The sequence below is a fragment of the Clostridium tepidiprofundi DSM 19306 genome, from assembly GCF_001594005.1.
Classification (GTDB): domain Bacteria; phylum Bacillota; class Clostridia; order Clostridiales; family Clostridiaceae; genus Clostridium_AC; species Clostridium_AC tepidiprofundi.
Genome location: NZ_LTBA01000001.1, coordinates 296273 through 319390, shown reverse-complemented (window position 1 = coordinate 319390; position 23118 = coordinate 296273). Strand labels below are relative to the sequence as shown.

Here is a 23118-nt window from a genome sequence, read left to right as displayed (position 1 = left end):
TAAGGGGGAACGTACTGATGTTACTTACTGAATTATTAAAATTAACGATTGATAAAAATGCTTCTGATTTACATTTAACTGTAGGTGCTGTACCTAATATAAGAGTAAATGGTAGATTAATTCCTGTAAAATGTAATAAATTAACACCAGATGATACTGAGAATTACGCTAAAGAGATTTTGGGAGAAAATTATAGCGAATATTTAAAGTTAGGTGAATTTGACACATCGTATTCGATTAGTGGAGTAGGAAGGTTTAGAGTAAATGTTTATAAACAAAGAGGTAGTGATGCAATTGCTATAAGAGTAGTTGGACTAAAAATTCCAAGTCTTAAGGAATTAAATTTTCCTGATGTAATTAAAGAATTGTCAGAGAGACAGAGAGGATTGGTATTGGTTACTGGGCCTACAGGTAGCGGGAAAAGTACAACATTAGCAGCGATTATAAATGAAATAAACTCAACAAGAGCAGAACATATAATAACATTAGAAGAGCCAATTGAGTATTTACATAGACATAATAAGTCAATAATTAACCAAAGAGAAATAGGTAGAGATAGTAGGGGGTATAAAAATGCACTTAAGGCAATACTAAGGGAAGATCCAGATGTAATTTTGGTTGGTGAGATGAGAGATTTAGAGACCATTTCAATAGCAATAACTGCGGCAGAGACTGGACATCTGGTATTTTCGACATTGCATACTATAGGTGCAGCTAAGACAATAGATAGAATAGTAGATGTTTTTCCTTCTCATCAACAACAACAAATAAAGATTCAATTAGCAGCCGTACTTCAAGGAATAGTTTCTCAGCAATTACTTCCAAAAATAAATAATTCTGGTAGAGTAGCAGCGCTAGAAGTTATGGTAAATACTCCAGCTATTCAGAATTTAATAAGAGAAGGAAAGACACATCAAATTCAATCTTCAGTGCAGACTGGTTCAAAATATGGTATGAAAACTATGGATATGGCAATAGTAGAATTGTTTAAAAAGGGAATAATATCACAAGAAACTGCAATAACCTATTCTGTTGACAAAGAAATGATAACTAGAATGATGTTTTTATAATCTTTATTTAATTAGGGATAAAGCTATGAATATAGTTTTATCCCTAATTAAATTTGGAGAATTAAATCGATGCCAATAATTGGTTTTTAAATTATAGTATAATTCAATTTGATATTAAATTTGAATTTAATTCAAAAAAAATTATAATTACTTAAGAGGAAATATAAAATTTATGTTGAATATATACCTTTGAGAGTTCTCTTATAAGGAGGTTTATATTTTATGAGCAATTACATTGTTGGAATTGATATTGGCTCTTCGAAGATTTATGCTGCAGTTGGGAAATTAGATGAAAATAGAGAACTTCAAATGGTTGGAATTGATTCTGTCAAATGCAAAGGTGTTAGAAAAGGAATAATTATTGATATTAATGATACTGCTAATTCTATAAAGAAATGTATTGATAATATTGAAGACATGCTTAATATTGAAATAAAAGGAGTATACGTATCTATACCGAGTGGCTTATGTGAGTTTGTAGATAGCAAAGGTGTTGTTGCTATAACTTCAGACAACAGAGAAATTAATTATGATGATATATTTAGGGTAGAAGAATCAGCTAAATTGATATCATTAGATTCGAAAAAAAAGATTGTGGAAGTGATTCCTGAAAATTATGTCATTGATGGTAAATATAATGTTAAGAATGCAATAGGAATGACTGGAACAAGGCTTGAAATTAGTGCAAAAGTGGTTTTTGCAGAGACTGATTTGATAAATAAAATAATCAACAGTGTGAATATGACGGGCAAAAAAGTTGATGGTATAGTTGTTGCTTCTCAAGCTGTACTCAGAACAATATTGGATAATAAAGAGTATAATAATGCTATTGCACTAGTGGACATTGGTTCTCAAACTATTGATATTTCTATTTATAAAAATTATATTTTATGTTATACTGCAAGTATACCACTAGGTGGAAATAATATTACAAATGATATTTCTATATGTTTGAATATGAAATATGATGAGGCAGAAGGAATAAAGGTCAAATATGGCTCTTTAATAGGGAAGAGTAATTCTATTCAAGGTACAGTAAAGAATAGACTTCATGATGGTAGTATTATTGAATTTGATAGAAATATGTTGGCGGAAATAATAGAAGCAAGAGCCGAAGAACTATTAAAATTTATAAGTGTTCATTTAAAAAATAGTGGTTATTTTAATGAAATAGACAAGGTGATTTTATTTGGGGGTGGAATGTCATTATTTGGAGGTATAGAGAATTTTGCGAGTGATATCCTAAACAAGCCTGTGGAAGTTAGTGTTTCACGATGTGTATGTGAAGAAAGCCCTTTATATGTTACGTGTGTTGGTATAGTTAAGTATGTGGCTGAAACACTACTAAATGAAAATATTTCTTGTACTGAAAATGAAAATGACATTGGAAATAAATACTGTGATAGTGAAAATATAAGATATGAGAAAAGGAAGTTTTTGAAGACTGTTAAAGATTATTTGGTTGACTTTTTTAATATAAGGAGGTAGTATTGTGCTGGATTTTGATATTGGTAATCAAGAATTTGCTCAAATAAAGGTAATAGGATGTGGCGGCGGTGGTAATAATGCTGTTAACAGAATGATAAAAGAAGGACTAAAGAATGTAGAATTTATAGGTATAAATACCGATAAGCAGGCGTTGGCTATTTCACAAGCTTCACAGAAGATTCAAATTGGTGATAAATTAACAAAAGGTTTAGGTGCTGGTGCCAATCCTGAAATTGGTAAAAAAGCAGCCGAAGAAAGTAGAGATGAAATTACTGAGGCAATTAAAGGTGCAGATATGGTTTTTATTACTGCTGGTATGGGTGGTGGAACTGGAACTGGTGCTGCTCCAGTGGTTGCTGAAATAGCTAAGTCTATGAATATTCTGACCGTTGGAGTAGTTACTAAGCCTTTTCCATTTGAAGGAAGAAAAAGAATGATGCAGGCTGAAATGGGAATTAAAGAGTTAAAAGGTAAGGTTGATACATTAGTAACCATTCCAAATGAAAGATTACTTACTATGGTTGATAAAAAGACTTCATTAATTGAGGCGTTTAAATTTGCAGATGATGTATTAAGGCAAGGTGTTCAGGGAATTTCTGACTTAATCACTATACCTGGTCTAGTAAATCTGGATTTTGCTGATGTTAAGACTGTTATGGAAAATACAGGTCTAGCACATATGGGAGTAGGAAGAGCTACAGGTGAAAATAGAGCTGAAGAAGCTGCTAAGCAGGCAATATCTAGTCCATTGCTAGAAACTTCGATAGTAGGAGCTACAGGGGTATTGTTAAATGTTACAGGTGGCATGGATTTAGGCTTATTAGAAATTAATGATGCTGCTAAGATAGTTCAGGATGCAGCTGATCCAGATGCAAATATTATTTTTGGTGCTGTTATCGATGAAACGATGCAAGATGAGATTAGAATTACAGTCATTGCAACGGGATTTGATCAGGACAGAGTTAATAAAAAAGAATTGACTGTAGAAGAAAAAAATGATGATAAAAGTAATTCTGGTGTATCAGTAGAAGAGGTGGCAGCAACGAATGATTATGATATTCCAGATTTAGAGATTCCACCATTTTTAAGGAGACACAACAAATAGAGTTATTAAAAAAACAAGCAATCAAAATTTGATTGCTTGTTTTTTTATATTTAATTTTACAATGAATGAAATGGATACTGAAATATTAGGGATTAGCGTGTTTTATATAGCAAAATGTGGAAATATGACGGAATAAAATTACATGTAACACAACAAAAATGACAAAATTTTGAATTAAAATATTGTATAATTGTTTTGAGGAGGGAAAAATAAGTGATAATTTACTTGGATGTCATTATTGTTGAAAATTTTATTGTTGATTTCTTTCTTTTGTATATTACATGCCAAACTTTGAAAGTAAAAGTTAATATTAAATACACTATAATTGCAGCAATATTTGGAGATATATATGGCATATTGGTTTTATATCCTATTGGAAAGTATTTTTCTATAATACCATTTAAAATGATTATAGCGTTTATTATGGTAGCAATAGCCATTAAAAATAGAAATTTAGAATTAATTTTCAAGGGGGGCATAATTTTTTTACTGTATTCTATGCTTTTAGCAGGGAGTTGTATTTTTATAGCTTTGAGAGAAGGTAAATTTTACAACATCAGTAATGTAATAATAGATTTTTCGTATAAAAATTTGATGCTAGCGTTGATAGTCATTTACATAATAATTTCGAGGATAGTAGTATACATCAGGGATAGAAAAACTCTTGATAAACTTATATACACTGTAGAGATAAAATTTAATAATTCACAGAAGACTATTAGGGCTTTTTTAGACACAGGAAATGAGTTGAGAGAGCCTGTTACTAATTTACCAGTGATAGTTGTAGAAAAAGATATGTTAAAAGGAATAGTAATTCCTGAAGATAAAAAAATGGTTATTCCTTATAAAGTAATTAATAAACAATATGGAAAATTGTATGGATTTATTCCAGACAAAGTTGAAATACACATAGATAAGGATGACATAATAAACATTAAAGCTATTATTGCTGAATGTGAAAATAAGTTGAGTGATGTAGGAGAATACAATGCTTTATTATCAAGAGGAATAATTTATTAAATTTATAATATGGGGGAATAATATGATAAATATTCAAGTAATGTTGAATAAACTGATTACAAGATTTAAAATTTTTACAAAGAAACTGTTTTATATTGGTGGAAATGATGCTCTTCCTCCACCACTTTCGAAAGAAGAAGAGTATGAATTAGTTTGTAAATTGTCCAATGATGATGGTAAGATACGCTCTATTCTAATAGAGAGGAATTTAAGATTGGTTGTTTATATTGCAAGAAAATTTGAGAACACAGGTGTAAACGTTGAAGATTTGATATCTGTTGGTACTATAGGGCTAATTAAGGCAGTAAATACATTTGATCCAGAAAAAAAAATTAAATTGGCTACATATGCTTCAAGATGTATTGAAAATGAAATTTTAATGTATCTAAGACGGAATAGCAAGGTGAAGGCTGAAATTTCATTTTATGAGCCTCTAAATATTGATTGGGATGGTAATGAACTTTTGCTTTCTGATATATTGGGAACAGAGAATGATATGGTTTATCATATGATAGAGGATGAAGTTGATAAACAATTATTGGTGCTGGCTATGGAAAAATTGAATAATAGAGAAAAGGAAATAGTTCAATTAAGATTTGGATTGAATGGTAGAACTGAAAGAACCCAAAAGGAAGTGGCAGATATGCTTGGAATTTCTCAATCATACATTTCAAGGCTAGAAAAGAGAATAATAAAAATATTAAAAAAAGAGATTAGAAAAATGTTATAAGTTTGTCTTCAGTATAAAAAGTATTTCAGTAGGGGATAATGAAAATGCGACTATACTGAAGGGATGGATTACCTTATGATAAATAAAGTTGAAATATGTGGAGTAAATACATCGAAATTACCTGTGTTAAATGAAAAAGAAATGAATAGATTGCTTTTGGAATTAAAGAATGGAAATATTCATTCCAGAGAAAAATTTATTAAAGGAAATTTAAGACTTGTTTTAAGTGTAATCCAAAGATTTAATAATAGAGGAGAAAATGTAGATGATTTATTTCAGGTTGGATGTATTGGACTAATCAAAGCAATAGATAATTTTGATTTATCACAGAATGTAAAATTTTCGACTTATGCTGTTCCCATGATAATTGGTGAGATTAGGAGATATTTGAGAGATAATAATTCAATTAGGGTAAGTAGATCACTTAGGGATATTGCATACAGAGCTCTGCAAGTAAGAGATAGGCTTGTTAACAAGAATAATAAGGAACCTACAATATCACAAATAGCTAAAGAATTAAAGATTCCTAGAGAAGAAGTTGTGTTTGCATTAGATGCAATTCAAGATCCAATTTCTCTTTTTGAACCTATATATCACGATGGTGGAGATGCTATCTACGTAATGGATCAAATTAGTGATAATAAGAATACTGATAGAAAGTGGGCAGAGAATATTTCTATTAAAGAAGCAATGAAAAAATTAAACAGTCGTGAGAAATTAATATTGAATTTGAGGTTCTTTAATGGAAAGACTCAAATGGAGGTTGCTGAAGAAATAGGTATTTCACAAGCACAGGTTTCAAGACTTGAAAAATCAGCACTGAAGCATATGCGAAAGTATGTTTAGAGCCATGTAACTTGGCTCTATTTTTATGTCCGTTTATAAGAACACAATATTTTCACTTGAAACTTTAAAATTTTAGAATTTAGTATTTTACTGCATATTGCTGTAATTTTTTAGTAGTTGACTCATTTTGCTTTAGCAAAATGAGTTCACTGAGTTTACTCAATAAGTCAGTTAGGAATATAATTTTATTTTATAAATATAATATACAAAGCGGATTTTATTTTTTATTTTATATATTATTTTATAGAATGTAAGGGGGAACACTTTATGGAATTTGATATTGAATCAAATTTATTTTCAATTAATAGCTTAAAGACAATGGAAGTAATTGATATAAATTCTGGGAGTAGATTGGGATATATTAAGGATTTTGTAATTGATTGTGAGGAGTATAAAGTTTTATCATTGATTATTCCAGTGCAGAAAGTTTCTTTGTTTGGAAAAACTAATACAATTGAGATACCTTGGGAAAAAATAAAAAAAATTGGGGTTGATGTGATATTAGTTGACGGTCAAGATATTGTTGATGAAGAATAAATATAAATGGAGTGGAATTTTATTCATTATGATGGTATTATAAATATGAGGCATATAAAAATAAATTATAATTTGGTTATGCAGTTGATTTTGAATTTGTTTTTATGTGTCAATACAAAATTTATATAGAAAGATGTGAATATTGTGAGATGTCCTTATTGTAATTTTGAGGAAAGTAAAGTGGTAGATTCAAGAGCTACAGATGATAAAACAACTATAAGAAGAAGAAGAGAATGTTTAAATTGCAATAGGAGGTATACTACATATGAAAGAGTAGAAACTATACCAATATTGGTAATTAAAAAGAATTCAAGTAGAGAATATTTTAATAGGAATAAGATTATAAATGGATTGATGAAGGCATGTGAGAAAAGACCTGTTTCGAGAGATAGTATTGAAAAAATTGCTGATGAAATTGAAAAAAAATTATATAATGACATGAAAACAGAGGTTTCATCTACATATATTGGTGAGCTGATAATGAACAAACTTAAAGAAATAGATGAAGTTTGTTATGTGAGATTTGCATCGGTATACAGGCAGTTTAAAGATATAAACACATTCATGGAAGAAATAAAAAATTTAATGGATAGAAAGTAAATTTTAAACAAAATATCTTGCCAGGGACAGTTTATTATGTATCTCTGGCAAGATATTTATCAATTTTGGAAGACTTCTATTTCTATAAGTGGGAGATTGAAGCGTTTTGATTTAGCAAGAGTTCACTAAAACAATTGAAATACTTAATTTAGTGTATTTACGAAGGAGTGGTAGTATGTCAGAGCAAACAATATTAATTGTAGATGATGAAGAGCATATTCAAGAATTAATTAAATTTAATCTTGAAAGAAATGGTTATAAAGTGATATGTGCTAATAATGGAGTAGATGCATTAAGAATCATAAAAGATAAAGTCCCTCAATTGGTACTATTAGATCTTATGCTTCCAGGAATTGATGGCTATGATGTATGTAAAGAAATACGAAAAGATAGTACTATATCAAGCATACCAATTATTATGATTACTGCTAAAAGTGAAGAGTTTGATAAAATTTTAGGGCTCGAATTAGGTGCAGATGATTATATAACTAAACCGTTTTCGGTTAGAGAACTCATAGCTAGGGTTAAAGCATTATTGAGGAGAGCTGCTATGCAATATGAAAAAAAATTCATATCGTTTGGGAATATTGTTATTAATTTTGATAGGCATGAAGTATTAAAAAATGGCGAAATTGTAGAGTTAACATTAAAAGAATTTGAACTCTTAGAAATATTGTGTAAGAATAAAGGAAAAGTAATGACAAGAGAATTTTTGCTTGATAAGATTTGGGGATATGAATATATTGGTGAAACGAGAACTGTTGATGTACATATAAGGCATTTAAGACAAAAAATTGAGGACGATGATAAAAAACCTAGGTATATTCAAACAGTTAGAGGTATAGGTTATAGATTTAGTTTAGGAGAATAAATATGAGAAAAAAGTTGACAGTATACATTTTAACGTCAATAATATTGTTTCTATTTACTATTACATCGCTACTTACATTTATTTTTAAGCAACAGTATCAGGAAAGTGTGAAATCTAATCTTAAAGATAACAATGAGTTTATTAGTAATCTATTAAAGAATGAAAATTATGATTATAAAAAAGTATTTAATGGAGAACGTTTTAAAAATTTTCCTATTAGAATAACATTTATTGATAATAAAGGAACAGTACTATTTGATTCTTCATTAAATCCAATTAGTATGGAAAACCATGGTACACGTCCTGAAGTTATTAGTGCTATAAAATATGGTGAGGGTTATAATATTAGATATAGTAAATCGATAGGCAAAGATATGATTTACTGTGCACTAAGGCTTGAAAATGGATATATAATAAGGAGTTCATTGCCAATGAATTCTGTTAGTTTATTTAATACACAATTTCTAAAAGAATACATATTTATTCTTTGCATTGCAATTATATTAGCAATTTGGTTTTCAAGTAAATTGGCATACATAATTGTTAAGCCTATAAAAGATTTAGATGAAACAACAACATCAATTGCAAGTGGTAATCTTGATAAGAGAGTTCGTATTAATTCGAATGATGAACTAGGTAAACTAGCAGAAAATTTCAATTATATGGCAGAGAAATTGCAAGAATCGATAAATGAAGGTATTGATAAACAAAACAGATTAAGGGCAATATTAACGAGTATGGATAGTGGTGTAATTGCAATTGATAGAAAAAATAAAATAATTATGATAAATCCATATGCGGAAAAAATTTTTGGGATAGATCAAGAAGTAACTAAGAATAAAAATTTAGATACTATTCAAAATATTGAACTCAAGAGGATATTTAAGGAATATTATGGAGAATACAATGAAATTAAAATCTATTGGCCTAAAGAAAGAATTTTAAGAATAAAAACTACAGATATAATAAATAGAAATGAGCACATAGGAACTGTTGCGGTTGTTCAAGATATTACTGATCTTAAAAAGCTTGAACAAATGAGAACTCAATTTGTGGCAAATGTATCTCATGAACTCAAAACACCACTTACATCAATTAAGGGATTTTCAGAAACTCTCAAAGATGTAGAAGATTCAGAAACTAGGATAAAGTTTTTAAATATTATTAATCAAGAGGCGGAAAGACTGACTAGATTGATAAATGACATATTGATATTATCCCGTATTGAGCAACAAAGAGATATAAATACTAAAGAAGAGGTAAATGTAAATAAAATAATACTTGATGTATATAATCTACTAAAAAATACTGCTGAGAAGAAAAATATTTCTTTGGTACTTCAGTGTGAAAAAGTAAATAATTTGATTGGTGATAGTGATAAATTCAAACAAATGGTTATAAATCTTGTTGATAATGGTATAAAATATTCTGAATCAGGAGATTGTGTAACAATAGGTGTTAAAGAAAAAGATGGTAAATGTATTATTTGGGTTAAAGATACAGGCGTTGGTATACCTGAAAAACACATTAGTAGATTGTTTGAAAGATTTTATAGAGTGGATAAAGCAAGGTCAAGGGCTAAAGGAGGAACTGGATTAGGTCTTGCTATTGTTAAACACATAGTAATACTGTTTAAAGGTACAATAGAGGTTGAGAGTAAAGTAGGCAAAGGAAGTAAGTTTACTATCAAAATACCGTATTAAACATAAAAAATATATTATAATTAAATACTATAGAAAACAAGACTACCGCATAAAGGTAGTCTTGTTTTCTATACAAATATTTATGTGTAAATTTTATTTAACATATAATTGTTTTTCTTAACATGTTAATAATAATGGCTTAACTTTACGGTGATACTATTATTAATGTAATGGTAAATGAAATTATATAATAATTTTTGAGGAGGATAATTATGAAATTTAAGGGATTAAAATTAATGGTAGGTGTATTATCAATTTCTTTAATGACAGGGTTATTTTCAGGATGCGGAAATACTACAAAATCAAAGAGTAATATATCAGAATCTCCATATTCAGGAGAGATAACAGCTTTAGGTTCATCTGCGCTACAACCACTTGTTGAAGCAGCTGCAAAGGATTTTATGAATAAACACACTGAAGCAACGATTAATGTACAAGGTGGGGGAAGTGGTAATGGCATAAAAGGAGTAGTAGAGGGAAGTTGTGAAATTGGAGATTCAGACATTAAAGCTGAAGAAAAATTAGGAGATAGTGAATTAGCAAAACAATTAGTTGATCATAAAGTATGTGGTATAGGTTTTGCTGTAGTAGTTAACAATAGTGTTACAGTTGATAGTTTGACTAAACAACAGATTCAAGACATATTTACAGGTAAAATTACAAATTGGAAACAGGTTGGTGGTGAAGATATGAAAATTCAAGTCATAAACAGAAAATCTTCATCAGGTACAAGGGCAACATTTATAGATACAGTTATGGATGGAAAGAGGGAAAAACAAGGATTAGGAACAGTTCAGCCAGAAAACAGTGGAGTTAGAGATGCCATAAAAGTAACAAAAGGAGCTATAAGTTATCTAGCACTATCTTATATTACTGATGATATTAAAAAAGATGTTAAAATAATGAAAATTAATGGTATTGGGGCAACAACAGAAAATATTAAAAGTGGTAAATACCCATTTTGGTCTTTTGAGCATATGTATACTAAAGGTGAAGCAAAAGGACTTACAAAATCATTCTTAGATTTTATGGTAAGCGATGAAAATAAGAAAAATATTAAAAAATTAGGATATATACCAATTAGTGAATTGAAATAAATATTAGTAAAATCCCCCTTAATATAACCGGCATAAAGCTGGTTATATTTTATCAAAATTAGTAAGGCGTGATGATATGAGTAATAGGAATTTTATGAAAAAATTAAAAACTGAATATTTAGGAAGAGGCTTTTCTGTATTTTGTGGAATGCTTATAATTGCTTTAACGATTTCAATAGTAGCTTTTGTAACATATAAAGGATTGAATACATTTACAAAACATGGATATAGCATGACAGAATTTTTATTTTCATTAACTTGGGATCCAGAAGCTAAAATTCCTAAATTTGGGTCATTATATTTTATATTAGGTTCTATATTTGTTTCATTTGGAGCAGTAATAATATCAGCACCAATAAGTATTGCATTGGCAGTTTTTATGAATAATATATCACCTAAATTTGGACAAAATTTCCTTCAACCTGCATTGGAGATTTTTGTTGGAATACCATCTGTTGTTTATGGATGGATTGGTATAACTCTAGTGGTGCCTCTGATAAAAAAATATTTTAGTGGAGTTGGTTTCAGCTTACTTGCTGGCATTTTGGTGCTAAGCGTTATGATATTGCCTACAATAGCAAGTATTGCAGCAGACGCTGTGAGGCTTGTACCTAGGAGCTATGTTGAGGCTTCTTATGGACTTGGAGCAACTAGATGGCAAACAATAAAAAATGTTATAATACCGTCGTCTTTTAATGGAATTTTAACAGGAATTGTACTAGGGCTTGCAAGAGCTTTTGGTGAAGCACTTGCTGTTACTATGGTTATTGGTAATTCTATAAGAATGCCTAGTAATTTATTTAAACCAATGTCAACTTTAACGGGAATTTTGACAATGGACATGGCTAATACGTTTAATGGTACTGCATGGAATGATGCATTATGGTCACTAGCATTGATTTTATTGGTTTCTTCATTTATTTTTATTTTTATAATAAAGGGTATTGGAAGCAGAGGTGACAAACATTGATGAAAGCTAAAGTTATTGATAAATTATGGACAGTAATATTATATATTGTTTCAATACTTGTTGTTGCTTTATTAGCAATGCTCATAATATATATATTGTATACAGGCAGAAATTGTTTTGACATAAATTTTTTATTTGGAGATCCTAAGATAGGTGAAGCAGGGGGAGGAATAGCTCCTCAGCTGTTTAATTCATTTTATATGCTTATAGTTTCGTTATCTATTTCTGTACCTTTTGGCATAGGAGCAGGTATATATTTGTCACAGTATGCTAAGGATGGATTTTGGGTAAGGATTATTAGAGCATCTATTGAAGCAATTGCTGCTTTACCATCAATAGTTGTTGGTCTTTTTGGGTTATTAGTTTTTGTTAATATGACAGGATGGGGATTTACATTATTTGGCGGTGCACTGGCGATAACAATATTAAATTTGCCAGCTTTGACAAGAGTAAGTGAAAATGCTATAACTGCTGCAGCAGAAGGAATTAAGGAAGCTAGCTTGGGTCTTGGAGCAACTAAATGGCAAACAATATGGAAAGTAATACTTCCTACTGCATTTTCACAAATACTAACGGGTATTATATTAGCAGCAGGCAGAATTTTTGGCGAAGCGGCAGCACTATTATATACAGCAGGTATGAGTGCACAACATTTAAATTTTGGAGTTGCAAACATATTAACAGGGAAATCACCATTTAGTTTATTCAGATCTGCAGAAACATTGGCAGTATATATATTTCAATTAAATTCAGAGGCTAGTGTTCCTGATGCTACAAAAATTGCTAGTGGAGCTTCAGCAGTTTTGATAATTATGGTTTTGATATTCAATATTGGTGCAAGAATATTAGGAAAGAAATTGCACGAAAAATATACTGGTAAAAATAATTGAGTTGATAAAGAGGTGTGTATATGGACATAATAACAACAAAAAACTTGAATCTGTTTTATGGAGAGAGTCAAGCATTGAAAAATATTAATATGAATATTGAAAAAAATTCAGTTACTGCATTGATAGGACCATCTGGATGTGGTAAGTCAACTTTTCTTAGAAGTATAAATAGGATGAATGATTTGATTGACTGTGCGAGGATAGAAGGCGAAGTAATATATGAGGGTAAAAATGTTTATTCAGATGATTATGATGAAATTGAACTTAGAAAAAAAATAGGTATGGTTTTTCAAAAGCCTAATCCATTTCCAATGTCTATATATGATAACATTACTTATGGACCTAAAATACATGGAATAAGGAAGAAATCAGAACTAGATGATATTGTCGAAAGGAGTTTAAAGGGGGCTGCACTGTGGTATGAGGTAAAAGATAGACTTCATAAAAGTGCACTTGGTTTATCAGGAGGACAACAGCAGAGACTTTGTATAGCTAGAACTCTTGCAGTAGAACCAGAAGTTATTCTTATGGATGAACCAACATCAGCATTGGATCCAGTATCAACATTAAAGGTCGAAGAATTGATGTCTGAACTTAAGAAGAAATATACCGTTGTAATTGTTACACATAATATGCAGCAAGCTGGAAGAATTTCTGATTATACTGCTTTTTTTCTTATAGGTGAACTTGTTGAATTTGGGAAAACAGAAGATATTTTCTATAATCCTAGAGATAAGAGAACAGAAGATTATATTACTGGAAGATTTGGCTAAAAATATTTTTTAAAAGAGGTGTCAAATATGGTTAGAACAGTTTTCAATGATAGCCTAAATGAAATGCATAATGATGTTGTAAACATGGCGAATGTTGCAAAGCAGCAAATATGCGAAAGTATACAATCATTAGTTAATAAGGATATAACTCTTGCCGAAAAAGTTATAAAAAACGATGATATTGTGGATAATATGGAAAAAGAAATTGAAGATAAAGCTATAAAACTTATAGCAACGCAGCAACCACTTGCCTATGATTTAAGAGATATATTTACAGCAACTAAAATAATTACAGATTTAGAAAGAATTGCTGACCTTGCAGTAGATATAGCTAAGATTACAAAAAAACTATATAAAGAACAATATATGAAACAATTAATTGATATACCTAGAATGAGTAATATTGTAGAATCAATGATTAGTGATTCATTGCAGGCATATATTGATAAAGATGCTGTTAAAGCATATGAGATTTGTAAGAGAGATGATGAAATTGATTCTTTATATAAACAGATATTTAGTGAATTACTGATTATGATGATGGAAAATACAAAGCTTATTGCACAAGCGAGTCAATTCCTCTTCATTTCAAAATATTTAGAAAGAGCTGGTGACCATGTAACAAATATATGTGAATGGATTATCTATCTTTCAACTGGTGAATTAGTTGATTTAAATGAATAAATAAATTTAGAAATGAGAAAACTAATATTGATTTGGAGAAATTGTAATGATTTGGGGTAATGAATATGAAAAAATCAATATTAGTTTTTTTGTTAATAACGATTTTAATTTTAAGCAATGCTTGTACTAAGCAACAGAGTAAAGATAAAAAAGAAAATATTACTAATGCTCAAAATCAAAAGGCTGTTGTGTATTGCGATGAGTCGGTATTAGCAATGGTAAAAGATTTGGTTTTTGTTTATAATTCTAATAATAAGAATAATATTGCTTATAATGTCTTAAGAAGAGAGGATGCATTTGCTAAACTTAATAGTGGTGAAAAGTGCATTTTACTTGGTTATATGAGTGATTGTGATAAAAAAGATAAGAATATAAAGCAAGATGTTATTGCATATGAAGGAATAGCTATAGTAGTGGATAGCGGAAGTCTTATAAATAATATTACAACAGTACAATTAAGGGAAATTTATTCAGGTAAGAAAATTTATGTTAAGGATTTGATATCTAATAGTAAAACAGGAAACATTGATACTGAACAGCTAAATACTTTAGTTAGGCCACTTGCATATAATGGTAATATGAGTCTCGAAAGCTACTTCAGAAGTCAAGTTATGAATATGCCAACAAAACTTTCTTATGGTAGTGATGTAAAATATGTTTCTAATGTTCATGACATGAAAGGAAACATTAAAAATAGTTTTAATATTGGATACGTTAATTTGCAAAATTACGATACAGGTTTAAAGATGCTTTTAGTTGATGGCGTAAAATTAGTGCGAGGAACTTTAGAATCAGAACTATATCCATTAAGAATTCCAATAAATATTTTTTATAATTCAGAGAATGAAGACGCATTGGAAGATTTTAATAAATTTTTAAAAAGTGATTCAAGCAAAGCAATAATAAGAAAATATTGCATTCAAGCGTTTTAAATGCTGAATGATGTTTTATCATTCTACACAATGCTTATACTTCTACAAATAGAAAATTGGAGCTTTTGATTCAGGTGGAGTAAATTCTCCACCTGAAGTTTCTAAATTGGTAATCAATCTATTTTAAATTTTTCTACACCTTTTTCAAGTATTTGTGCTAGTTCATTAAGATTTTCTGATTCTTGTCTTAATTTTTCCATATCATTCAACTGTGAAGCTACACTAGCAGTAATTTCTTCAATAGCAGCTGCTGATTGTTCAGATACTGAAGAAATACTTTCAATAGATTCCATAAGTATAGTGCTTTTCTGAGTTAATTCATTTATACTTACAACTACATTGTTAATTGTAGTTGTAATATTGTCTATAGATTTACTTAATTCTTCAAAAGATTGTTCTGTTATTGTTACAGCATCGTTTTGGCTTTCAACATAGTTGGCTACATTATCCATACTATGAACAGTTTCTTTTGTGGTGTTTTGTATTTTACTAATTATGTTTTGAATTTCTTCTGCTGAATTTGAGGATTGTTCTGATAGTTTTCGTACTTCATCAGCAACAACAGAAAAACCTTTACCAGCATCTCCAGCTCTAGCAGCTTCAATAGCAGCATTTAATGATAATAGATTTGTTTGTGAAGATATACTTAAAATGACTGAAGATATTTTCCCTATATTTTCAGAATAGCTTTCAAGTTCTTTTATTCTTTTAGAAATAGTTGAAACAGCAGTTGTGGTTAAATCGTTTTTTTGCTTCAGATTGACAACTGCATCAAATGCTTCTTTATTATAGTCATTCATTTTTGAACTTTCATTATTAATTTCTTTACTATATGTATTAATTTCATTTAATTTATCAATAAATTTTAGTGCTATTTCTGAGGAGATTTGAGCATCAGTTGCTTGTTGTTGTACTCCAGCAGATATCTCGTCCATTGTAGAAGCTATTTCATTAGCTGATATTGATGATACATTTGACTGGTTTTTGAGAGTATCAGAAAATATTAATATTTTCTTTGAAGTTTCTTTTATGGATGATATTAAATCTTTTATACCAGCTGTCATATTTGAAAAGCTCTTCCCTAAAGTACCGAATTCATCATTAGTTTTTATAGAACATATTTGAGTTAAATCACCATTTTCTGCTTTAAGCATTATTTCATTTAAATGATTAAGTGGATTTGTTACACTTTTAGATATTATTAAAGCAGCAAGTATTGAAATAACTAGGGATACTATAAATACTATAATGAATAGAAGTAGTGTTGAAAAAATTTTTTTTGTAAGAATATTCTTGTCCATTGTAACGATTATTTTCCATCCAGATGCGATGTTATTCATATAATATACAAAATTGTTGGTATTTAAGAAATGAGCTGATTCAAGCCCAGACTTTCCTGACATTAAATTTTTCATCCATGACACTTCAGAAGATGAATTATAAATATTTAATATTTTTGTATCTTTGGTTAGTGCAGCTTCTTTTCTATCTGGATTAAAATTTTTGCCAAGAACATTATCGTTTCTAGATGCAATCGCAACGCCTGTTCTATCTAATAAATACACATGGCCATTATTATCGATTGTAATATCTTTAACTAAATTTTTAATATATGAAATATCAATGTCTATACAAGCAACTCCAACAAAGATGTCATTATTATCAAAAATACTTTTGCAAAGAGTTATAACCATTTTACCAGTGGTTAAATCTTTATATGCATCAACGCAAAGTATATCATTTTTCTTTGTTTTTGTGTCTTTGTATAATTTTGAATCTGTCGGAACAAAATCATTTAATGAATCTGTTTTAGGATAAATTAATATTTTATTGTTCTTTGTAAATATGTATGCATTTAAAATTGATTTGTTGCTTTTTACTATACTAAACAATTCTTTCTCTAATGTTTTATCATCTACTGTAAGACATGATTTTATTATTCCGTTTTCTGACATTTGCAAAATAGAATTTTTATATCCTGTATAGGCTTCTGTTATTATATTGTCGATGAGATTAGATGATTTTTTTAGACTATATGTTGCTTGATTTTGCAAAGAAGATTTTAATATAGTGATTGCTATAATACTTGAAAACATTAAAGGCAATACTATTAGTAAAGTAAAAATTGAAATAAGTTTGTGTTTGATAGATTTAAATTTCATATTGTTCCTCCTCATGATGTAGAATTTTAATATCATAAACGTCTAAAACCTATACTAGTTTAAATCAATTTGGTAACAATTTCAATAGTATTTAAGAAATTTAAATAATTCTTAAGCAGAAAGTGAGAAAATGTAGAAAATTAACCTCATTGACTTACAATAATAATTAATGTAAGATAATTAGATGAATGATTTTTTCTTTTGGGAGGAAATGATGGAAAATAAGATTAAAAGAGTTTTCCCAGGAAGTATTGCTGAAGAAGTTGAAATAGAATCTGGAGATATTCTTCTAAAAATTAACGGAAAAGATATTAAAGATATTATAGATTATAAATTTTTAGTAACAGACGAATTTTTAGAGTTAGAGGTGCTTAAACAGTCAGGCGAGATATGGGAAATAGAAATAGAAAAAACTTATGATGAAGATTTGGGAATTGAATTTTATGAACCAACAATAGATAGTGCTAGAAGTTGTAGAAATAAATGTATATTTTGCTTTATAGATCAACTTCCTAAGGGAATGAGAGAAACACTATATTTTAAAGATGATGACTCTAGGTTATCGTTTTTGCAAGGAAATTTTATAACGCTTACAAATATGAGCGATGATGAAATAGATAGGATTATACAATACAAAATAAGTCCTATTAATGTTTCGGTACATACAACTAATCCAGAATTAAGAGTAAAAATGCTAAATAATAGGTTTGCAGGCAATGTGTATGAGCGATTAAAAAGGATGGCACATGCTGGTATAATAATCAATTGTCAAATAGTACTTTGTCCTGGTATAAATAATGGTGAGGAATTATTGAGAACTGTAGAAGATTTATATGCACTTTATCCTAATGTGCAGAATGTAGCTGCGGTGCCAATAGGAATAACCAAATATAGAAAAGGATTATTTAAGCTTGACATATATGACAAGGAAACTGCTCGAAAAGAAATTGATATGGTTGAAAAACTTCAACGAAAGTATTTTAAATTATCTGGAGTACCTTTTATAAGGCTTTCTGATGAATTTTATGTTTTAGCAGAGAAGGATGTACCGAGTGCAGAATTTTACAGAGATTTTGAACAACTTGAAGATGGAGTGGGTGTTATAAGATTATTTAGAGATACTATACAAGAAACTCTAAAATATTTGAAGAAAAATATTAAAGGAAGTTTTACAATTATTACTGGTGAATCAGCGTATGATGAAATATTGTATGCTTCAAAAAAAATTACCTCAACAAATGAAAATATAAAAATTGATGTAAAAAAAATAGTTAATAATTTCTTTGGTACCACAATAACTGTAGCAGGATTGCTTACAGGGCAGGATATTATTGAACAAACAAGGTATGAAAAACTTGGCGAATATGTTATAATGCCAGATGTTATGTTGAAAAAAGGATATGAGTTAGGAAAAACAGAGGAACAGATTTTATTAGATGATTATACTGTACATGATTTAGAAAAATGCTTAAACAGGAAGATATTAATTTGTGATTATACAGGAAAAGATTTGATAAAAATAATTAATGAATACAGTGAGGAGGAATAATATGGGAAAGCCAGTTGTTGCGATAGTAGGAAGACCAAATGTAGGTAAATCAACTCTATTTAATAGATTAGCAGGTGAGAGAATTTCAATTGTAGAGGATACACCAGGTGTAACTAGAGATAGGATTTATGCGGAAAGTGAGTGGGTTGGTAAACCATTTACTATAATAGATACAGGTGGAATAGAAACAAAAACTAACGATGTGATTTTTTCACAGATGAGGACTCAAGCAGAAATTGCGATTGCAACGTCAGATGTAATAATGTTCATTGTAGATGGTAAACAAGGATTGACTGATTCAGATCATGAGGTTGCATTGATGCTAAGAAAGAGCAAAAAACCTATAGTATTAGTTGTAAACAAGATAGATAAACTGGATGAGGAAGGCAATGCTTATGAATTTTATAATTTAGGATTAGGTACTCCGAATACTATATCTGCTTCACAAGGACTTGGCATTGGTGATATGTTGGATGAAGTTGTAAAGCATTTTGATGATTTAGATTATGATTATGAAGATGATGATAAAATAAGAGTTGCAGTTATTGGTAAACCAAACGTTGGTAAATCATCATTGATAAATAAAATTTTAGGTGAAGAAAGGAATATTGTAAGTAATATTCCAGGTACTACTAGGGATGCAGTTGATAGTTATATTGAAACAGATGAAGGAAAATTTATACTTATTGATACAGCAGGTATTAGAAGAAAAAGCAAAGTTAAAGAAGCTATAGAGAAATATAGTGTAATTAGAAGTTTAACTGCATTGGATAAAGCAGATGTTTGTGTTCTTTTAATAGATGCTGTTGAAGGCTTAACTGAACAAGATGCAAGAATTATAGGATATGCTCATGAAAAGAATAAAGCTATTATGATTATAGTTAACAAGTGGGATTTGATTGAAAAGGACTATAGAACATTAGATATATATAAAAAGCAGTTATCACAAAGACTTGATTTTATGCCTTATGCAAAGTACTTGTTTATTTCTGCTAAAACAGGGCAAAGAGTTCATAAAGTGCTTAAAATAGTTAAAGAATGTTATGATAATTATTCTAAGAGAATATCTACAGGGATACTAAATGATGTAATTAATAGAGCTATATTGATGAAAGAACCACCAGTTATAGGCACTAGAAGATTAAAAATATATTATGCAACTCAGGTTGGAATTAAGCCACCTACTTTTGTGTTTTTTGTTAATTCACCAGAACTTTTACATTTTTCATATAGAAGATATCTTGAAAATCAATTAAGAAGTAGCTTTGGTTTTGAGGGAACAGGTATTAAGCTCATATTTAGGGAGAGGAATGAGTAATATGAAAAGAGTTGCATTTATAGGTGGAGGAAGTTTTGGAACTGCACTAGCTGCAATGTTAGGGAATAAAGGGCTTGATGTATCAATTTGGGATAGAAAGAAAAGTGTAGTAGACAATATAAATAAATTCAGACATAATGAAAAATATTTAAAGAATTGTGTTATTCCTGATTGTGTTACAGCATACGAAGATATTCAAAAAGCTGTAAGTGGTAGTGATATTGTTGTTTTAGCGGTTCCTTCTCATGTAATAAGAGAAATGAGCGTGAAAATATCTAGTTATTTGAGAAAAGATCAAATAATTGTGAGTATAGCAAAGGGAATTGAAGAGAAAACTTTTAAGAGGTTATCCCAAGTAATTAAGGATGAAATACCATATAACACTGTAGTTGTTTTATCTGGACCGAGTCATGCAGAGGAAGTGGCAGTAAATATTCCGACTGCTGTAGTGGCTTCATCTGAAGATATTGAAGCGGCTAAAATAGTTCAAGATGTTTTTATGACAGATAGCTTTAGAATATATACAAATGATGATTTAATAGGGGTTGAGATAGGAGGTGCTGTTAAGAATATTATTGCATTAGCTGCAGGTGTTTTAGATGGCTTAGGATATGGAGATAATGCAAAGGCAGCACTTATGACTAGAGGAATGAGTGAGATAGTTAGAATTGGAGTAAAGCTTGGAGGGAAACAGGAAACATTTTATGGACTGACTGGTATGGGTGATTTAATTGTTACATGCACAAGTATGCACAGTAGAAATAGACGTGCTGGAATATTAATTGGTCAAGGAAACAGTATGGAATATGCATGTGAGAAAGTTGGTATGGTAGTTGAAGGTATTAAAGCTTGTAAGGCTTTCTATGAATTAAAGGAAGAGAGAAATGTTTCAATGCCAATTACGGATTCTTTATACAATGTTTTATTTAACAATAAGGAACCAAGAGAGTGTGTATATAAATTAATGACTAGAGATAAAAAAGATGAAATTTATTAGTAATAATTTTTATATTATTCCAATATATATATAATGTTAAAAAGTATACAGGAGGGTATATATTGGAGACTTTTGATATATATAAGGATATAGCAGAGAGAACCCAAGGAGATATTTATGTTGGGGTAGTTGGGCCAGTAAGAACAGGTAAATCCACGTTTATAAAGCGTTTTATGGATTTAATGGTTATACCTAAGATTGATAATCCTCATAAAAGAGAAAGAGCTAAAGACGAACTTCCTCAAAGTGCATCGGGGAAGTCGATTCATACAACAGAACCCAAATTTGTACCAAATGAAGCAGTAGAGATAAGTTTAGATGAAGAAAGTAAATTTAAGGTTAGAATGGTTGATTGTGTTGGTTATATTGTTAAATCAGCCTTAGGCTATAAAGAAGGAGAAAAACCTAGAATGGTCAGAACACCTTGGTATGATTATGATATTCCTTTTGAGGAAGCTGCTGAAATAGGGACAAAAAAGGTAATTAATGAGCATTCAACAATAGGAATTGTAGTAACCACAGATGGATCTATTACTGATATTAATAGAGAAGATTATATAGAAGCAGAAGAAAGGGTAATAAATGAATTAAAAGAAATAAACAAGCCATTTATGATAATATTGAATACTGCTAATAGTGATTCAGAAGAAACATTAAAAATTAAAGAGAGTATGGAACAAAAATATGATGTTCCTGTTGAAGTAATTGATGTAATGCATATGAGTGAAAGGGATATTTCGGACATATTTGAGAAGGTATTAAAAGAATTTCCAGTTAAAGAAATCAATATTGATATGCCTGAGTGGATAGAGAAATTAAATCCATCTCATTGGCTAAAGAGCGATTTCTTGAAAGTAGTTAAGGAAATGTGTAAGGACATATTTAAAGTGAGAGATATAAAAGACTCTTTGGCAAATTTTGAAACAATAGAATTTTTAAATAATCCTAAAATAGATGAAATAGATATGGGACATGGTATCGCAAGGATAAATTTATTACCTAAAAAGGGATTGTTCTATAAGGTTTTAGGTGAAATTTGTGATTGTGAAATAAAAGATGAGAATGACTTAATGAGTAAGATAAAGATATTTCACGAAGCTAAGATTGAGTATGATAAAGTGAAAGATGCCTTAAAAGATGTTAGGGAAACAGGATATGGGTTGGTTGCACCAGAACTTTCAGAAATGAGTTTAGAAGAGCCAGAAATAGTTAAACAAGGGAATAGATATAGTGTAAAACTAAAAGCGAGTGCTCCTAGTTTACATCTTATAAAAGCAAATATAGAGACGGAAGTTACTCCTATAATGGGTACCGAAAGGCAAAGTGAAGAATTCGTTAAGTCGCTTCTTGAACAATTTGAAAACGATCCTTCTGAAATTTGGCAGAGCAATATGTTTGGTAAGTCACTTGAAGTGTTAGTTAAAGAAGGACTTCAGAAGAAGTTATATAAAATGCCTGAAGATGTCCAAGATAAAATTCAGAAAACACTAGAAAAAATAATTAATGAAGGTAATGGAGGACTGATTTGCATAATACTGTAATGAGTGTATTTACGTGATAAAACATAAATATCCCTGATTTTGTATTTCAAGCTATAACACTTGAAGTAGGGAATTAGGGATTGATTTTATTTGTTTTTTTGATATAATTATTGTGTTAGCTGGGTGTGGCGCAGATGGTAGCGCGCAAGAATGGGGTTCTTGAGGCCGCGAGTTCAAGTCTCGCCACTCAGACCATGGAAAAATGAAGTTTAAACATACTAAAGCGAATGTAATA

Annotated in this window: 21 protein-coding genes and 1 tRNA gene; 21 read left to right on the top strand and 1 reads right to left on the bottom strand. The window is 29.7% G+C overall.

Going from position 1 to position 23118, the window contains the following annotated elements; all coding sequences use genetic code 11:
* Positions 1 to 17 precede the first annotated feature (17 nt).
* The 16 genes from CLTEP_RS01665 to CLTEP_RS01590 all read left to right on the top strand — a co-directional run bounded on the left by CLTEP_RS01665 (position 18) and on the right by CLTEP_RS01590 (position 15316).
* A complete protein-coding gene (locus CLTEP_RS01665) occupies positions 18 to 1070 on the top strand; it encodes a type IV pilus twitching motility protein PilT (RefSeq protein ID WP_201786573.1) in 1053 nt (350 codons plus the stop codon).
* Between the two features lie 222 nt (positions 1071 to 1292).
* Positions 1293 to 2558 (top strand): cell division protein FtsA, encoded by a 1266-nt coding sequence (gene ftsA, locus CLTEP_RS01660; RefSeq protein WP_066821565.1) that lies wholly within the window; start codon positions 1293 to 1295, stop codon positions 2556 to 2558.
* A gap of 4 nt (positions 2559 to 2562) precedes the next feature.
* Positions 2563 to 3663, top strand: a complete 1101-nt coding sequence (gene ftsZ / locus CLTEP_RS01655; protein WP_066821563.1) for a cell division protein FtsZ — start codon at positions 2563 to 2565, stop codon at positions 3661 to 3663.
* Between the two features lie 213 nt (positions 3664 to 3876).
* The gene (gene spoIIGA / locus CLTEP_RS01650) at positions 3877 to 4683 is read left to right on the top strand and encodes a sigma-E processing peptidase SpoIIGA (RefSeq protein ID WP_066821561.1); all 807 of its coding nucleotides are present in this window, start codon (positions 3877 to 3879) and stop codon (positions 4681 to 4683) included.
* Positions 4684 to 4705: 22 nt separating this feature from the next.
* Positions 4706 to 5413: an RNA polymerase sporulation sigma factor SigE gene (gene sigE / locus CLTEP_RS01645; RefSeq protein WP_066821558.1), complete on the top strand. Its 708-nt coding sequence runs from the start codon at positions 4706 to 4708 to the stop codon at positions 5411 to 5413.
* Between the two features lie 63 nt (positions 5414 to 5476).
* Entirely contained in the window at positions 5477 to 6259 is a 783-nt protein-coding gene (sigG, locus tag CLTEP_RS01640; protein WP_066821555.1) for an RNA polymerase sporulation sigma factor SigG, read from the top strand.
* 267 nt (positions 6260 to 6526) lie between these two features.
* Positions 6527 to 6796: a YlmC/YmxH family sporulation protein gene (locus CLTEP_RS01635; protein ID WP_066821552.1), complete on the top strand. Its 270-nt coding sequence runs from the start codon at positions 6527 to 6529 to the stop codon at positions 6794 to 6796.
* Positions 6797 to 6940: 144 nt separating this feature from the next.
* Positions 6941 to 7396 (top strand): transcriptional regulator NrdR, encoded by a 456-nt coding sequence (gene nrdR / locus CLTEP_RS01630; RefSeq protein ID WP_066821549.1) that lies wholly within the window; start codon positions 6941 to 6943, stop codon positions 7394 to 7396.
* Positions 7397 to 7571: 175 nt separating this feature from the next.
* Positions 7572 to 8267, top strand: a complete 696-nt coding sequence (locus tag CLTEP_RS01625) for a response regulator (protein ID WP_066821546.1) — start codon at positions 7572 to 7574, stop codon at positions 8265 to 8267.
* A gap of 2 nt (positions 8268 to 8269) precedes the next feature.
* On the top strand, positions 8270 to 9970 hold the full coding sequence (gene pnpS / locus CLTEP_RS01620) for a two-component system histidine kinase PnpS (protein ID WP_066821543.1): 1701 nt from the start codon (positions 8270 to 8272) through the stop codon (positions 9968 to 9970).
* A gap of 212 nt (positions 9971 to 10182) precedes the next feature.
* Positions 10183 to 11067 carry a phosphate ABC transporter substrate-binding protein PstS family protein gene (locus CLTEP_RS01615; RefSeq protein WP_066821540.1) on the top strand — a complete coding sequence of 295 codons (885 nt, stop codon included), beginning with the start codon at positions 10183 to 10185 and terminating at the stop codon, positions 11065 to 11067.
* Between the two features lie 76 nt (positions 11068 to 11143).
* A complete protein-coding gene (gene pstC, locus CLTEP_RS01610; RefSeq protein WP_066821531.1) occupies positions 11144 to 12037 on the top strand; it encodes a phosphate ABC transporter permease subunit PstC in 894 nt (297 codons plus the stop codon).
* The gene (gene pstA, locus CLTEP_RS01605; protein ID WP_066821528.1) at positions 12037 to 12927 is read left to right on the top strand and encodes a phosphate ABC transporter permease PstA; all 891 of its coding nucleotides are present in this window, start codon (positions 12037 to 12039) and stop codon (positions 12925 to 12927) included. Before pstC ends, pstA begins: the two co-directional genes overlap by 1 nt.
* A 20-nt stretch (positions 12928 to 12947) precedes the next feature.
* Positions 12948 to 13700, top strand: a complete 753-nt coding sequence (pstB, locus tag CLTEP_RS01600; protein WP_066821526.1) for a phosphate ABC transporter ATP-binding protein PstB — start codon at positions 12948 to 12950, stop codon at positions 13698 to 13700.
* Between the two features lie 27 nt (positions 13701 to 13727).
* On the top strand, positions 13728 to 14384 hold the full coding sequence (gene phoU, locus CLTEP_RS01595; RefSeq protein WP_066821523.1) for a phosphate signaling complex protein PhoU: 657 nt from the start codon (positions 13728 to 13730) through the stop codon (positions 14382 to 14384).
* Positions 14385 to 14449: 65 nt separating this feature from the next.
* Positions 14450 to 15316, top strand: coding sequence for a type 2 periplasmic-binding domain-containing protein (locus CLTEP_RS01590; protein ID WP_066821520.1), 867 nt, complete (start codon positions 14450 to 14452; stop codon positions 15314 to 15316).
* 113 nt (positions 15317 to 15429) lie between these two features.
* On the opposite strand, the gene CLTEP_RS01585 is transcribed toward CLTEP_RS01590, so the two are convergent.
* Positions 15430 to 17478, bottom strand: a complete 2049-nt coding sequence (locus CLTEP_RS01585) for a methyl-accepting chemotaxis protein (RefSeq protein WP_066821517.1) — start codon at positions 17476 to 17478, stop codon at positions 15430 to 15432.
* A 214-nt stretch (positions 17479 to 17692) separates the two neighbouring features.
* Between CLTEP_RS01585 and CLTEP_RS01580 the strand changes: the two genes are divergently transcribed.
* The 5 genes from CLTEP_RS01580 (at position 17693) to CLTEP_RS01560 (ending at position 23078) form a co-directional block, all read left to right on the top strand.
* Positions 17693 to 19027, top strand: coding sequence for a DUF512 domain-containing protein (locus CLTEP_RS01580; protein ID WP_066821514.1), 1335 nt, complete (start codon positions 17693 to 17695; stop codon positions 19025 to 19027).
* Position 19028: 1 nt separating this feature from the next.
* Positions 19029 to 20345, top strand: a complete 1317-nt coding sequence (gene der / locus CLTEP_RS01575; protein ID WP_066821511.1) for a ribosome biogenesis GTPase Der — start codon at positions 19029 to 19031, stop codon at positions 20343 to 20345.
* 1 nt (position 20346) lies between these two features.
* A complete protein-coding gene (locus CLTEP_RS01570) occupies positions 20347 to 21342 on the top strand; it encodes an NAD(P)H-dependent glycerol-3-phosphate dehydrogenase (RefSeq protein ID WP_066821901.1) in 996 nt (331 codons plus the stop codon).
* Between the two features lie 62 nt (positions 21343 to 21404).
* Positions 21405 to 22883 carry a stage IV sporulation protein A gene (gene spoIVA / locus CLTEP_RS01565; RefSeq protein ID WP_066821508.1) on the top strand — a complete coding sequence of 493 codons (1479 nt, stop codon included), beginning with the start codon at positions 21405 to 21407 and terminating at the stop codon, positions 22881 to 22883.
* A gap of 119 nt (positions 22884 to 23002) precedes the next feature.
* Positions 23003 to 23078, top strand: a tRNA-Pro gene (locus CLTEP_RS01560).
* The last annotated feature ends 40 nt before the right edge of the window (positions 23079 to 23118 follow it).